Raw genomic sequence first — 14,309 nt, forward strand, 5'->3', positions numbered from 1 at the left:
TTAAGTTATCTTATTAAAATAATTAGGTTTTTATTGCATAAAAATAAGAAAATTATATCTGCAATTCACAAAAATTTTTGATGATTTTGTCGTTTATAGCACTGTCAGCCAGGCGACTCGACACCGGTAATCTTCATGTACTCGGCAAGAAGTCTTGTGTACACTCAGAAGCCCTGATGGATTTGGAATAGGCTCTAAGAGTCTGTTTCAAATCTTTTTCGCTATGCTCGAAAGAGGAAAAAACGGGCGAAAAAACGCAGTCTATTCTCTAAGTGTACAACAAAAGAGAGTAAATGAGCATTTGAGCACGTTTTTGACGAATTACTTGACCAAAATACGGCGAGCACAAGAGATTTCGAATAGGCTCAAGAGGTCGCAAAAGGTCTTTCCACCCTGATGTATGGGACTCAAAATTTAAGGACAGGGTAACATCGGTAGCTAATCAGATGATTTTGTTAAAAAAAGTGCGCTTATTTCCACGTTCGTTACGCCAGTTAGTCTTGATGGCATTCTTGTTAGTGCTACTGCCTTTACTGGTGTTGGCGTATCAAGCCTACCAAAGCTTGGATCATCTTAGTAGCCAGGCAGCGGATATTAACCACACAGTGCTAGCAGATGCCCGACGTAGTGAAGCAATGACCAGTATCGCCCTCGAAATGGAGCGTAGCTATCGTCAATACTGCGTACTAGATGATGTAACCCTCGCGACACTCTATCAGAGTCAACGTAAGCAGTATGATCAGATGCTAAATACCCACGCAACTATTTTACCCGATACCCGTTATTATCAGACTCTACGTGAATTATTCGACCAGCTAACTGAAATACACTGTCAACACAGTGAACCTTTGCCTCAAGCATCGATACAATTAGAAAAATTTTCCCATGCTAATGCTGAAATGGGGCAAGCTACTCGTGACGTCATTTTCGCACGTGGCCAGAAATTACAACAAGATATCGCCGCACGCGGAAAGTTTTTTGGCTGGCAGTCGCTGTTGCTGTTTTTGCTCAGTGTGATGTTAGTCATACTGTTTACTCGTATGATTATTGATCCCGTTAAGGGAATAGAGAGGATGATTAATTACCTTGGGGAGGGACGTTCATTGGAAAATACACGGTTATTTACCGGACCCAGTGAACTACGTTCATTGGCACAACGCATCCTTTGGTTAAGTGAACGCTTAGCCTGGCTGGAATCGCAACGACATGAATTCCTGCGACATATTTCACACGAACTAAAAACTCCCTAGCGAGTATGCGTGAAGGAACAGCGTTGCTGGCAGATGAAGTCGCGGGGTCATTGACTCAGGATCAAAAAGAAATAGTGGCGATTTTAGATAACAGCAGCAGCCATTTACAGCAACTCATCGAACAACTTTTAGATTATAATCGTAAATGGGCGGATGGCTCGGGAAAACATGAGAATATTCAGCTAACAACGATAATGGATAGAGTGATCGCTGCCCACAGTCTTCCTGCGCGCGCGAAAATGATCCGTACCCAAGTGGATCTACAAACTGAGAGTTGTTGGGCAGAACCGACACTGTTAATACGTGTGCTTGATAATCTCTATTCCAATGCAGTGCACTACGGTGAAGGATCCGGTGATATTTGGCTATGCAGCCGGAAATTAGGTAATCGTATACAAATTGATGTTGCTAACAGTGGCGATGCCATTCCTCTAACAGAAAAAACCATGATATTTGAACCTTTTTTTCAGGGAAGTCATCAACGTAAAGGAGCAGTTAAGGGAAGTGGGCTAGGCCTGAGTATCGCTCAAGATTGCATCAAACGTATGCAAGGCAGTCTGCAACTGGTCACAGTGGATTATGCAGCAGTCTGTTTCCGTATTGAATTGCCATTGCGCTCTGAAAATTAAGCTGAGAATATAAACTAAGAGTAACATAAGATAATGTACAGATGGTTTGCTAACCGCTTTTTGAAAAAAACTGCATTTGCGTTACGTTTATTACTGATCCCGCTTTTGTTGAATGGATGTACGGGCCACATTGTCGATGGCAGTACTTCCCAAACCGAATCGGATACCTCAGAAAATAAGATTATCGATGAACATGTCTCTCAATGCGATATGCTATGGAGTCTCGATGATAAAAAAACGCTGAAAAATCCATCATTTTGGTTACAGGCAATGGATTGTGCCGAACCTCTAAGATCAATACAAGCACGTAGTCTAGCGAACAATTTATCGAATATTTCTTGGTCAACCGCGTTTAAACAAGGCATTTTGATTGCTAACGCCGATCCTGCATTAGACGAACGGAGAAAAATTGTTGAACAGCTACAAGATTACAGCCCATTGATCCCTAACACCGTCCGTCAGTTAGTCCAGCTATGGCATAAACGGCAAATGTTACAGATCGCTTTAGCGGAAGCACGGATCCGTTATCAACGTTTGCAAAACGAATCAGATAACCAGATTGATCGTCTCCGTGAAAATCTGGCACAGCTTAAGTACAACCTGCAGAATACCAAAAATAAACTGGAGAATTTGACAGATATTGAACGCCAGCTTTCTTCCCGAAAACAGTTGCAGAATACCTTACGGGTAGAAACAAAACCATCCACTCAAACAACACCTACAACAGATCCCACAACACTACCTGTCCTCAATAAGGAGCACCAATCGGATGACAGCATGTAAAACAGCCAAATTACTGCTGGTCGATGATGATCCCAGCCTGTTAAAACTGCTAGGTATGCGCTTAAGAAGTGAAGGATTTCAGGTCGCAACAGCGGAAAATGGTCAAGAGGCTTTGCGTTTATTGATACGAGAGCGAGTTGATCTGGTTATCAGTGATTTACGGATGGACGAGATGGACGGCATGGCACTCTTCGCTGAAGTGCAAAAATTCCAGCCAGGAATGCCGGTCATTATTTTGACAGCTCATGGCTCTATTCCTGATGCAGTGGCGGCGACTCAGCAAGGGGTATTTAGTTTTCTTACCAAACCGGTCGATCGTGACGCCTTATACAAGGCGATTAATGCCGCACTTGAGTTGTCGCATCCACTGGGTGAGGAAACATGGCGTGAAAATATCGTCACTCGCAGCCCATTAATGTTACGTTTGCTGGAACAGGCGCGAATGGTGGCACAATCAGATGTCAGTGTTTTGATCAATGGTTCAAGTGGTAGTGGCAAAGAAGTGTTGGCGCAAGCCATTCATGCTGCTAGCCCACGCGCTAAAAAAGCCTTTATCGCCATCAACTGTGGCGCATTGCCAGAACAATTACTGGAATCGGAATTATTTGGTCATGCCAAAGGGGCTTTTACGGGTGCCATGAGCCACCGTGAAGGTTTATTTCAAGCCGCACAAGGCGGAACTTTGTTCCTCGATGAGATCGGCGATATGCCCTTATCCTTGCAAGTTAAATTATTACGTGTGTTACAGGAACGTAAAGTTCGCCCACTAGGCAGCAATAAGGATATTGATATTAATGTACGCATTATTTCTGCGACCCATTGTGATCTACCGAAAGCCATGCTCAGAAATACATTTCGTGAAGATCTCTACTATCGTTTAAACGTTGTTAATTTGAATCTACCGGCATTAAACGAACGATCGGAAGACATTCCATTGTTGGCTAATCATCTGTTACGTCAGGCGGCCAAGCGGCATAAACCTTTTGTGTGTAATTTCTCGACTGATGCCATGAAACGGCTGATGAGCGCCCGCTGGCCGGGTAATGTGCGCCAGTTGGTGAATGTAATTGAACAATGTGTCGCGCTGACATCGGCTCCGGTTATCAATGAAGCTTTAGTCGAACAGGCGTTGGCGGGGGAAAATACCGTTTTACCTACTTTCGTTGAAGCACGTAATCAATTCGAATTGAATTATTTACGTAAGCTTTTACAGATTACCAAAGGTAACGTGGCTCAGGCGGCACATATGGCTGGACGCAACCGTACTGAGTTTTACAAATTTCTGGCACGTCATCAACTAGACAGCAACGATTTTAAAGAATAACGTTTATTAACAATTATCGCATGAAGGGATCGGAATCGATATGAGCAAATCACTGTCTATTGTATTAGCCCAGCTTAACTGGTTGGTTGGTGATATTGAAGGTAACACTGAGCGTATGTTGCAAATCGTGACTCAACAACAGGGAAAAGCTGATTTAGTCATGTTCTCTGAACTGGCATTGTGTGGTTATCCACCAGAAGACCTTTTATTACGAAGCGATTTTTATCAGCGTTGTGTCGATCAGTTACCACTATTACAGCAGGCTTCTTTGCAGATTGCCATTATGGTAGGACATCCATGGCGTGAAGGCGAAAAATTATACAATGCGTTATCGGTATTCTCAGCAGGGAAATTACTTGATCGTTATTTTAAGCAATCACTGCCAAATCATGGTGTTTTTGATGAAAAACGCTATTTTACGCCAGGTAGCCAAAGTTGTGTCATTGAGCTAAAAGGTTATCGCTTGGGGATGCTAATTTGTGAAGATATTTGGTCTCCTGCGCCAGTGGATGCGGTGAAAGCAGCAGGTGCAGAAATACTGTTGTCGATCAACGCCTCCCCTTATCACCGTGAAAAACCTTATATTCGCAATCAACTACTGGTCGGTCATTGTCAGCGTACTAAATTGCCATTGGTCTATCTCAACCAGGTGGGGGACAAGATGATCTCATTTTTGATGGCTGTTCGAAAGTATTTGATGCACAAGGTCAAATTACACACCACCTCGCTGCCTTTGCTGAGCAAACTACCCTATGTCAACTAAAAGATCTGGATATCATACCGATGCAGAAACCCGCGGTAGGCTGTGCAACCGAGCCCTTTGCCGGGGAATATCAAGCATTGGTAATGGCAGTCAGTGATTATGTCAGCAAAAATGGCTTTAAAGGCGCATTACTTGGCTTATCTGGTGGTATAGATTCGGCGCTGACCTTGGCCATTGCTGTTGATGCGTTGGGTAAAGAAAAGGTTCATGCCGTGATGATGCCATCTCGCCACACGTCAGAATTAAGCATAAGATGTGCGCAACAGCAGGCTGAAACACAAGGCATTAAATTTGATGTACTTTCCATCGAGCCAATGTTCAATGCTTTTATGGCACAATTAGCCCCGCTATTTGCAGACAAACCGGTGGATACTACAGAAGAAAATTTACAGGCGCGTTGCCGTGGCATGTTGTTGATGGCGTTATCCAATAAATTCGGTAGTATTGTATTGACAACCGGTAATAAAAGTGAACTCGCTGTCGGTTATTCCACCTTGTATGGTGATATGGCTGGCGGTTTTGATGTACTGAAAGATGTACCGAAAACTTTGGTATTCAAATTAGCTGAATACCGTAATTCTCTTAGCGTAATGAAAGTGATCCCACAGGAAGTCATTGATCGTCCTCCTTCGGCGGAGTTGGCACCTAAGCAGCTCGACCAGGACAAATTACCCCCTTACGATATTTTGGATGGCATTCTTGAAGGCTATATCGAGCGAGATGAGTCTGTTGCCGATTTGATCGCGTGTGATGTCACAGGCCGTTATGACGAAGCGACGGTACGTAACGTGATCCGATTGGTCGATATCAACGAACACAAACGACGTCAATCCGCTATCGGCCCTCGTATTACCAGCCGTGATTTTGGTAAAGATCGACGTTATCCGATCACCTGTGGTTTTGGTCGTAAAAACTGGGAGTCCTGACATTAACCATGAAAAAAATTGACGCAATTATTAAGCCGTTCAAACTCGATGATGTCCGTGAAGCCTTAGCTGATGTGGGCATCACCGGTATGACAGTGACAGAAGTAAAGGGTTTCGGGCGCCAAAAAGGGCATACTGAGTTGTATCGAGGTGCTGAATATATGGTCGATTTTTTACCCAAGGTAAAAATCGAAATTGTGGTGACAGATGACATCGCTGAAACTTGCGTTGCCACTATTATGCAAACTGCTCAGACTGGCAAAATTGGTGACGGCAAAATTTTTGTTTTCGCTATAGAAAAAGTAGTACGCATCCGTACTGGTGAACAAGATGAAGAAGCTATTTAACCTTATCGATGAGTTACGCAAGCGTCATTCCCTGAGATGGATTTTTCAATTGCTGACAAAGAAGATGGTCGAGCAAGCCAAATTTAACTTGATAGAGAGTCCGTTTAGTTTGCCGGTCGATATCAACAAACCTTACCTAGACTAGAAGAGCACAAATAATATGGTTCTTGAATTCGTGTTCTACGGCACTGGCAACGCTCAAGACCATTTAATTGTTTAGCTTCACAGTAAAACTCAAGCCACACACCTTTTTAGAGATTGTTTTTATCGTAATCAATATAGTGCGCACTTTGGACTGCCAATTATGTTGACCGTAACAACTCTACCCTCTAGGTGAATAACCCTCTCCGTAGAGTTCGGGATAAAAAAAGCCAGTTTATTTTCGTTAAATCATTGATAAAAAATAGCTTCCATTTCTTCATAAAGTATTTTGTTTCGGTCATTGAATTACTCTATAGGTTTTAATTCTGCGAAGAAAAAGCGAAATTGAGTTGGACTATTAGTAATTTTGAGCCCTTTAATGTTATTTTTTATCTCTTTTAAATTGATTATAACATCAGCAACATAGTCCATATGATCGTTAGTGTACATTCTTCGTGGAATGGCTAAGCGTAATAATGCTAATTGAGGCTTTCTTTCTAGATTACAATCCTCTATTGATGAGTTAGCTTCTGTATCCTGTATTGGTTTATTTTGAATTGGTTCTATGTTATCTGTCATTAATAGCCTTTTCTTCATTTGATTCAATGTGTTCAGCAGTGGTATTAAAATGAAAATTAGAAATAAAAGTTGGTTTATATACGTCAGATTGTGTTTTATTTTTACTTTTTTTAACTAAACATGGAAACAATATTTGTTCAGCACCACGACCCTGATGTACTGGAATGGTATAAGGGTAATTAATTAATTTTTTACTTGTTCACACAACCGTGTATAACTGCGTGAGCCCGCATAAGATTCATCACCTGTAATCAGTCCTGCCTATTGAGTGTCACTCATAGCACAGACTCCAGAATCGGTTAACAAATCAATATAGATTTCTTCACTGTTTAATTTTTGAGTATTATAATAAGCGGCTGCTAACGCTTTTTCACGTTCTTCTCTGTTAATCTTACGTATGTTTTCAACCATTTTAATGCGAAATGGTTCTGCTATACGACAAGGCTCTTTATTAGACATCATTAATTACTCCTCAAAAGATACGCAAAAAAAAGATAAATTTCTGTATATTTTAAATATATCCTGCTCAATCAGCTATACAAATTTATCCTATTATATATTGGTTGTTAATGTTTTAAAAATATTATTATTATGTCAGTAACAATATAATTTATCTAAAGCCATAAAGATACATGTTAATTTTATTACATATATAATTTCAAATGTAATACTTTTATAACAAAGAATAATTATTTAATTTGCCTATCTAATTTTATTCATGTGTTAACTATGGGTATCTTGTGCTTAGAGCACGTATTTTATCCCAAGGCAACTGAACGTTGCCTTAAACATAAAAAAATGAAAACGGTAATGACACAGAAGGATCCATCAGCGGGTTACATTAAATCTCAATTGCAATATCTCCCCGTGGTTTACAGCAGCAGGGCAATATTTCACCTTCCTGAATAAGGGCCAGGGGTTGTGTTAAATAGTCAACTTCGCCTTTTAGCAATACCAGACGGCATGTACCACAATAACCCGAGCGACATTGATACTCGACTGCTATTTGATGTTGTTCCAGCGCTTCTAGCAAATTGTTGCTGTCAACAGGGTAATCAAGCTGTGATCCACTCTGATGTAAGTTAATGGTAGAGTTTGCCATGAGATCACAGTTCAAAACCGCGTAAGTCATCGGCATTGACCTCAGCATCAATTTGGCCCACCAAATAAGAACTCACCTCAACTTCTTGTGGTGCCACCTGTACATTGTCAGAAGAGAGCCAAGGCTTGATCCACGGGAGCGGATCGTTGCGGTTTGAAAAGGGAGCCTCTAACCCTACAGCCTTCATACGAATATTGGTGATATATTCGATATACTGGCAGAGAATATCTTTATTGAGGCCAATCATGGAGCCATCGCGGAAGAGGTATTCCGCCCATTCTTTCTCTTGTTCAGCTGCCTTAACAAATAATTTATAGCAATCGTCTTTGCATTCTTTGGCAATTTCTGCCATTTCGGGGTCATCTTTACCCCCTTGCATTAAATGAAGGATGTGTTGTGTCCCAGTCAGATGGAGTGCTTCATCACGAGCAATCAACTTAATAATTTTGGCATTGCCTTCCATTAATTTTCGTTCTGCAAAGGCGAAAGAGCAGGCAAAACTGACATAAAAACGGATACCTTCCAATGCATTGACGCTCATCAGACACAAATAAAGCTTCTTTTTCAACGCACGCCGATCCACCTTTATAGTGACACCGTTAACCTGATGGGTTCCTTCACCCAGCAAATGGTAATAACTGGTCATCTCTATCAAATCATCGTAATAAGCAGAGATATCTTTTGCGCGTTTCAGAATCTCTTTATTAGTGACAATATCATCGAATATGGATGAAGGCTCGTTAACAATATTACGGATGATATGGGTATAGGATCTGGAATGAATTGTTTCTGAAAATGACCAGGTTTCTACCCAAGTTTCTAATTCAGGAATCGAAATCAGCGGTAATAACGCGATATTGGGGCTACGGCCCTGAATGGAATCAAGCAAGGTTTGATACTTTAAATTGCTAATAAAAAGGTGTTTTTCGTGTTCTGGCAAACCTTGGTAATCGATATTATCACGAGCAACATCAATTTCTTCTGGGCGCCAAAAAAAAGAAAGTTGTTTTTCAATAAGTTGTTCAAAAATGGCGTATTTTTGTTGATCAAAGCGTGCCACGTTAACTGACTGACCCAAAAACATCGGCTCTTTTAATTGATCATTTTTCTTTTGCGAAAATGTGGTATAGGCCATAACTTCCTCTGACAATTAAATCTTACAGGCACCGCTTTCGCAGTCGTTATCAACAACTTGATTGCTTGTCATATCTCCTTGAGCATCATCCGCCCCATCACGTGTATTGTGATAATAGAGCGTTTTAATGCCCAATTTATAAGCAGTAAGCAAATCTTTCAGCAATTGCTTCATGGGTACTTTATTGTTGGGGAAACGAGTGGGATCGTAGTTGGTATTTGCCGAAATAGACTGATCAACGAATTTCTGCATCAAACCAACCAGTTGCAGATAACCTTCATTATTCGGTATATCCCATAACAACTGATAATTGTCTTTTAGTCGCTCATATTCCGGTACCACCTGACGCAAAATACCGTCTTTCGACGCTTTTATACTGACGTAACCACGTGGTGGTTCAATGCCGTTAGTCGCATTAGAAATCTGTGATGATGTTTCTGAAGGCATAAGTGCGGAAAGGGTTGAATTACGTAGCCCAAACTGTTTAATACTCTGGCGTAAGCTCTCCCAATCAAGATGCAGTGGTTCATTACAGATTTTGTCTAATTCTTTTTTATAGGTATCGATCGGTAACAGACCTTGCGCATAAGTGGTTTGCGCAAACCATTGGCAAGCACCCTTTTCCTTCGCTAACTCATTCGACGCTTGCAACAGATAGTATTGAATAGCCTCGAAAGTACGATGCGTCAGGTTGTTAGCACTGTGATCGGGATCAGTACTGGAATAGCCCAGACCGTTTTTCGCCAAATAATAAGCGAAATTGATCACGCCAACACCCAAAGTACGACGCCCCATCGAGCCATTACGCGCTGCTGCAATCGGGTAATCCTGATAATCGAGTAGGGCATCGAGCGCACGTACTGTTAATGTCGCCAAATCTTTCAATTCATCGAGATGATCAATCGCACCCAAATTAAAAGCAGACAGTGTACAGAGGGCAATTTCACCTTTTTCGTCACTGATATCATTTAGCGGTTTAGTGGGCAATGCGATTTCCAAACACAAGTTAGATTGGCGTATTGGTGCTACTTTGGGATCAAATGGGCTGTGTGTATTACAGTGATCAACATTCTGAATATAAATACGGCCGGTAGAAGCACGTTCTTGCATCATCGAAGAGAATAAGTCAACGGCTCTTATTCGTTGCTGACGAAGGTTTTTATCTTGCTCGTAGTATAAATACAACCGTTCGAACTCATATTGATCCGCAAAGAAAGCATCGTATAACCCTGGCACATCGGAGGGACTAAACAGGGTGATATCTCTATCTTCTAACAGGCGTTGATACAGTAATTTGTTGATCTGTACCGCGTAATCCATATGGCGCACCCGATTGCCTTCAACACCACGATTATTTTTTAGCACCAGCAGGCTTTCTACTTCCCAATGCCATAATGGATAAAACAGTGTGGCAGCCCCCCGCGTACCCCACCTTGCGAGCAGGATTTAACGGCGGTCTGAAAATATTTATAGAATGGAATACAACCGGTATGGAAAGCTTCACCTCCGCGAATAGGGCTTCCCAGTGCGCGGATACGACCCGCGTTGATACCAATGCCGGCACGCTGCGAAACATATTTTACAATGGCGCTGGCCGAGGCATTAATTGAATCCAAACTATCACCACATTCGATCAATACGCATGAACTGAATTGACGCGTGGGAGTGCGTACACCGGACATAATGGGTGTCGGCAACGAGATCTTAAAAGTGGATATCGCATCGTAAAAACGTCTAACATAATCGAGGCGGGTTCCTCGTGGATAGCGGGAGAATAGGCAAGCAGCAACAAGAAGATATAAAAATTGGGCGCTTTCGTAGATTTCACCACTGACTCGATTTTGTACCAAGTATTTGCCTTCTAGCTGTTTTACCGCAGCATAGGAGAAATTGAGATCACGCCAATGATCAAGAAAGGTATCCATCTGGGCGAATTCTTCTGGGGTGTAATCTATCAATAGATGTTGATCATATTTATTCATTTGAACCATTTTTGACACATGGTCAAAAAGCGACGGTGGTTCAAATTGACCATAGGCTTTTTTGCGCAGATGAAAAATCGCCAGGCGAGCGGCTAAATATTGGTAATCCGGTGCGTCACTGGAGATCAGATCAGCAGCAGCTTTAATAATAGTTTCGTGGATATCGGCGGTTTTTATGCCATCATAAAATTGAATGTGGGAACGTAATGCTACTTGAGAGACAGAGACATTACGTAAGCCTTCTGCAGCCCACTCGATCACTCGATGGATTTTATCGAGATCAATGCGTTCTTTACGGCCATCACGTTTTGTAACAAGTAAGCCTTGGTTCATGTGCTGTTGTACCCTTAAAATACTGACACCTCGCCGCCCTCCACGGGTGAAGGGGGGGGGTAAAGCTGAGTTGGAAGGACTGCTTAGTCTATAAACACAATATATGGTGGTTATGGATTGATGTGATAACAAGATAGTGTGTTCTTGCCGTTTTGGCAAGTGAACAAAATGAGGGGATTATGTGGATAAACTTGGGGTAATTTTTAGCAAATGACTACAAATAATGTGATTACAAATGGTTAGCGTCTTTACATTTAAGCCTTCTGTGCTAGTGATCTTTTCGCTGATTTTTTGATATCACCGATTTGGATAACAAAATAGTCGGGTTATAATCATAGAGCTCTTGCTATTTTCCAAGGCATAGTTAATAATGCGCGCCCGCGCTGAAGTCGATAAGCGCTCAGATCAATGGTAGCTCTGTTGGTTCTCCCGCAATGCTAGCTCGTGAATTCGGTCAGGTCTGGAAGGAAGCAGCCGTAGCGAGTGATGTGTGTGCCGGGATGTAGCTGGCGGAGTTACCGCCCTCTGTCTTCCTCCTTATAAGTGGGATCAGGCTTTATTTGTTATTCTAGGGTTGCGATTTTTGTCAGCTCCGTCTTTGTTTTTTTGGTCTTCTATTTTGTCACTGTCATCCTCTTTGCATTGATATTCTCCGTCAAAAATATTGCCGCTACCCGATGTATTCGCCGTGCCAGAGCGGGAAAGGTTAAAATAAGGCATTAATTTCAGTGTTAGTAATTTTTGCACCCGTGGTAACAACAGCAACAACCCAAGAAAATCGGTAAAAAATCCCGGGATCAGCAGTAAAAATCCGGCTAATACCAACGAAACACTTTTTACCATTTCCTGAGCAGGACTTTCACCTTTTGCCAATTTTTGCTGCATCTGTATCAACGTTTTTACCCCCTGATTCCATACCAACGAAATACCCACGCAAGAGGTAAAAATCACCAGCAGCAGAGTGATGGCCACACCCAAAGCTGCCGCGACTTTGATAAACAAAGAAATCTCTATATAAGCTAATGAAAATATTAACATGAACGGTAACCAACGCACCGTACTCTCCTTATGAAACTGCAATCGACTCAGCACTCACCAGCAAGCTAAATGCTAATGCAAACAGCTAAATACTCTAAACACTGGAGGCTTGCTTCAGGTTAATTTCTGTAACGTGGAGGCGTCTTTAATATTTTTCAAGATAAGGTCGTTCTTTTTATGTCAATGGTTGAGTTAACTGTGAAGAAAATCACAAATATTAGATCATCCTAATTAATTACCGCGATAATAGTGATCTAAGTTCAACGTATTTATTACTAGGCAGCATATGATCATGCCAACAATAAATTAAGCAATTCATCTCTGCGCATTTATTGTGCATGACGGCTAAAATTAACTGATACACAGAAAATTAGACAGCACACAAGAGAAGGTTCTCATGTCAAATCACACTTGTCCCGTAGAAGAGTTTCGTTTCGAAGAAGATCTATTAGGTAAAAGAAAAGTTCCCATAGAGGCGTACTACGGTATTCATACTCTACGTGCGATTGAAAATTTTAAGATAAGCAACAGTACAATCAATGATGTGCCTGAGTTTATTCGTGGCATGGTGATGGTAAAAAAAGCGGCGGCAATGGCTAATAAGGAGTTACATACCCTCCCGTCCAACATTGCATCGATCATTATTAACGCTTGTGACGAGGTATTGGACGAGAACAAATGTATGGATCAGTTCCAGGTTGATGTCTTTCAGGGGGAGCGGGTACTTCGTTAAACATGAATACTAATGAAGTTTTGGCAAATATTGGACTGGAATTGATGGGGAAGAAAAAAGGCGAATATGAACATCTTAGCCCTAACGATCATGTAAACATGTCTCAGTCAACTAATGATGCTTATCCAACAGGGTTTCGTATTGCAGTTTATAACTCTATTATGAAGTTGATCGATGCTATCGACCTGTTAAGTAAAGGCTTTGGTATGAAGTCGCAAGAATTCACGCCTATTCTGAAAATGGGGCGTACACAATTGCAAGACGCTGTACCCATGACATTGGGTCAAGAATTTGGTGCTTTTCAGGTATTACTAAAAGAAGAAAGCAAAAACTTGCATCGTACCGCTGAATTTTTGTTAGAAGTGAACCTGGGTGCGACCGCTATCGGTACGGGTTTGAATACACCTGAAGGGTATCAACAACTAGTGGTAAAAAAGCTTTGTGAAGTGAGTAAGTTGCCTTGTATCACGGCGGAAAACTTGATTGAAGCCACCTCCGATTGTGGCGCCTATGTCATGGTGCATAGTGCGCTGAAACGTTTAGCTGTTAAGTTGTCAAAAATCTGCAATGATTTACGTCTGCTGTCATCAGGTCCTCGCACTGGCCTGAACGAAATTAATTTGCCAGAACTACAGGCCGGTTCTTCGATTATGCCTGCTAAAGTGAATCCGGTGATACCTGAAGTGGTTAATCAGGTTTGCTTTAAAGTGATTGGTAATGATATGTGTGTGACCATGGCGGCTGAAGCGGGTCAGCTGCAATTAAATGTCATGGAACCGGTCATTGGTCAAGCCATGTTTGAATCGATCCATATTCTTACTAATGCGTGCTACAACCTGTTGAGTAAATGCGTTAACGGTATCACCGCCAATAAAGAAATCTGCGAACACTACGTATTTAATTCAATCGGTATTGTTACTTATCTCAACCCATTCATTGGTCATCATAATGGTGACAAGGTGGGTAAGATGTGTGCTGAAACGGGTAAGAGTGTACGGGAGGTGGTGTTGGATCTGGCATTACTGACTGAGGAACAACTTGATGATATTTTCTCTATCAAGAACCTGATGAACCCAGTCTATAAAAGCAAAACGTTATAACGATGAAAATAAGCAGTAAAATGACTGCTTATTAATGCTTAAAGGCACGTTAGATCGGCTTTCTAAAAATCTGGACATTTTGAGCCGATTTTTCACGAAATGTCAGTGAACGTAATAGATTTAGAACAGGTTCTAGGCTACGTG

The 14,309-nt window shown here is 41.6% G+C and carries 8 protein-coding genes, 1 other RNA gene and 5 pseudogenes; 8 read left to right on the plus strand and 6 right to left on the minus strand.

Translation table 11 applies throughout. The features are described from left to right. Positions 1-446 precede the first annotated feature (446 nt). From CCS41_RS08410 to CCS41_RS15660, 6 genes and pseudogenes are all read left to right on the plus strand, one after another. Positions 447-1,879: pseudogene (locus tag CCS41_RS08410) on the plus strand (sensor histidine kinase). 60 nt (positions 1,880-1,939) lie between these two features. Next, positions 1,940-2,662, plus strand: a complete 723-nt coding sequence (qseG, locus tag CCS41_RS08415; protein ID WP_240313738.1) for a two-component system QseEF-associated lipoprotein QseG — start codon at positions 1,940-1,942, stop codon at positions 2,660-2,662. Continuing rightward, positions 2,649-3,986 (plus strand): two-component system response regulator GlrR, encoded by a 1,338-nt coding sequence (gene glrR, locus CCS41_RS08420; protein WP_072549768.1) that lies wholly within the window; start codon positions 2,649-2,651, stop codon positions 3,984-3,986. The genes qseG and glrR overlap by 14 nt, the downstream gene beginning before the upstream one ends. A gap of 40 nt (positions 3,987-4,026) precedes the next feature. Beyond that, positions 4,027-5,675: pseudogene (locus CCS41_RS08425) on the plus strand (NAD+ synthase). A gap of 8 nt (positions 5,676-5,683) precedes the next feature. Continuing rightward, positions 5,684-6,022, plus strand: coding sequence for a nitrogen regulatory protein P-II (gene glnB, locus CCS41_RS08430; protein WP_072549766.1), 339 nt, complete (start codon positions 5,684-5,686; stop codon positions 6,020-6,022). After that, on the plus strand, positions 6,006-6,167 hold the full coding sequence (locus tag CCS41_RS15660) for a hypothetical protein (RefSeq protein WP_162860034.1): 162 nt from the start codon (positions 6,006-6,008) through the stop codon (positions 6,165-6,167). Before glnB ends, CCS41_RS15660 begins: the two co-directional genes overlap by 17 nt. 302 nt (positions 6,168-6,469) lie before the next feature. Here CCS41_RS15660 and CCS41_RS08435 read toward each other — a convergent pair whose 3' ends face one another. The 5 genes and pseudogenes from CCS41_RS08435 to nrdA form a co-directional block, all read right to left on the minus strand. Continuing rightward, positions 6,470-6,742, minus strand: coding sequence for a hypothetical protein (locus CCS41_RS08435; protein ID WP_072549765.1), 273 nt, complete (start codon positions 6,740-6,742; stop codon positions 6,470-6,472). Next, positions 6,741-7,201, minus strand: a pseudogene (locus tag CCS41_RS08440) (beta-eliminating lyase-related protein); the annotation flags it as partial. The gene CCS41_RS08435 and the pseudogene CCS41_RS08440, both read right to left, overlap by 2 nt. Before the next feature lie 382 nt (positions 7,202-7,583). Continuing rightward, entirely contained in the window at positions 7,584-7,844 is a 261-nt protein-coding gene (yfaE, locus tag CCS41_RS08445; RefSeq protein ID WP_119797740.1) for a class I ribonucleotide reductase maintenance protein YfaE, read from the minus strand. Between the two features lie 4 nt (positions 7,845-7,848). After that, the gene (gene nrdB / locus CCS41_RS08450; RefSeq protein WP_072549762.1) at positions 7,849-8,979 is read right to left on the minus strand and encodes a class Ia ribonucleoside-diphosphate reductase subunit beta; all 1,131 of its coding nucleotides are present in this window, start codon (positions 8,977-8,979) and stop codon (positions 7,849-7,851) included. 15 nt (positions 8,980-8,994) lie between these two features. Then, a pseudogene (gene nrdA, locus CCS41_RS08455) lies at positions 8,995-11,294 on the minus strand (class 1a ribonucleoside-diphosphate reductase subunit alpha). Positions 11,295-11,712: 418 nt separating this feature from the next. On the opposite strand from nrdA, the gene ffs reads away from it, so the two are divergent. Further along, positions 11,713-11,809, plus strand: an RNA gene (gene ffs / locus CCS41_RS08460) — signal recognition particle sRNA small type. Positions 11,810-11,843: 34 nt separating this feature from the next. On the opposite strand, the gene CCS41_RS08465 is transcribed toward ffs, so the two are convergent. After that, complete coding sequence (locus tag CCS41_RS08465) at positions 11,844-12,350, minus strand: FxsA family protein (protein ID WP_072549760.1); 507 nt, start codon at positions 12,348-12,350, stop codon at positions 11,844-11,846. Positions 12,351-12,729: 379 nt separating this feature from the next. Between CCS41_RS08465 and aspA the strand changes: the two are divergent. Next, positions 12,730-14,184 (plus strand): annotated as a pseudogene (gene aspA / locus CCS41_RS08470) (aspartate ammonia-lyase). Positions 14,185-14,309: the final 125 nt, after the last annotated feature.

Source organism: Candidatus Fukatsuia symbiotica (assembly GCF_003122425.1).
In the GTDB taxonomy this organism is placed as follows: Bacteria; Pseudomonadota; Gammaproteobacteria; order Enterobacterales; family Enterobacteriaceae; genus Fukatsuia; species Fukatsuia symbiotica.

Excerpts from the sequence above, each read along its gene's own strand:
- yfaE (WP_119797740.1), bottom strand. The coding sequence starts at position 7,844 with ATGGCAAACTCTACCATTAACTTACATCAGAGTGGATCACAGCTTGAT.
- glnB (WP_072549766.1), top strand. The coding sequence starts at position 5,684 with ATGAAAAAAATTGACGCAATTATTAAGCCGTTCAAACTCGATGATGTC.
- CCS41_RS15660 (WP_162860034.1), top strand. The coding sequence starts at position 6,006 with ATGAAGAAGCTATTTAACCTTATCGATGAGTTACGCAAGCGTCATTCC.
- glrR (WP_072549768.1), top strand. The coding sequence starts at position 2,649 with ATGACAGCATGTAAAACAGCCAAATTACTGCTGGTCGATGATGATCCC.
- nrdB (WP_072549762.1), bottom strand. The coding sequence starts at position 8,979 with ATGGCCTATACCACATTTTCGCAAAAGAAAAATGATCAATTAAAAGAG.
- CCS41_RS08435 (WP_072549765.1), bottom strand. The coding sequence starts at position 6,742 with ATGACAGATAACATAGAACCAATTCAAAATAAACCAATACAGGATACA.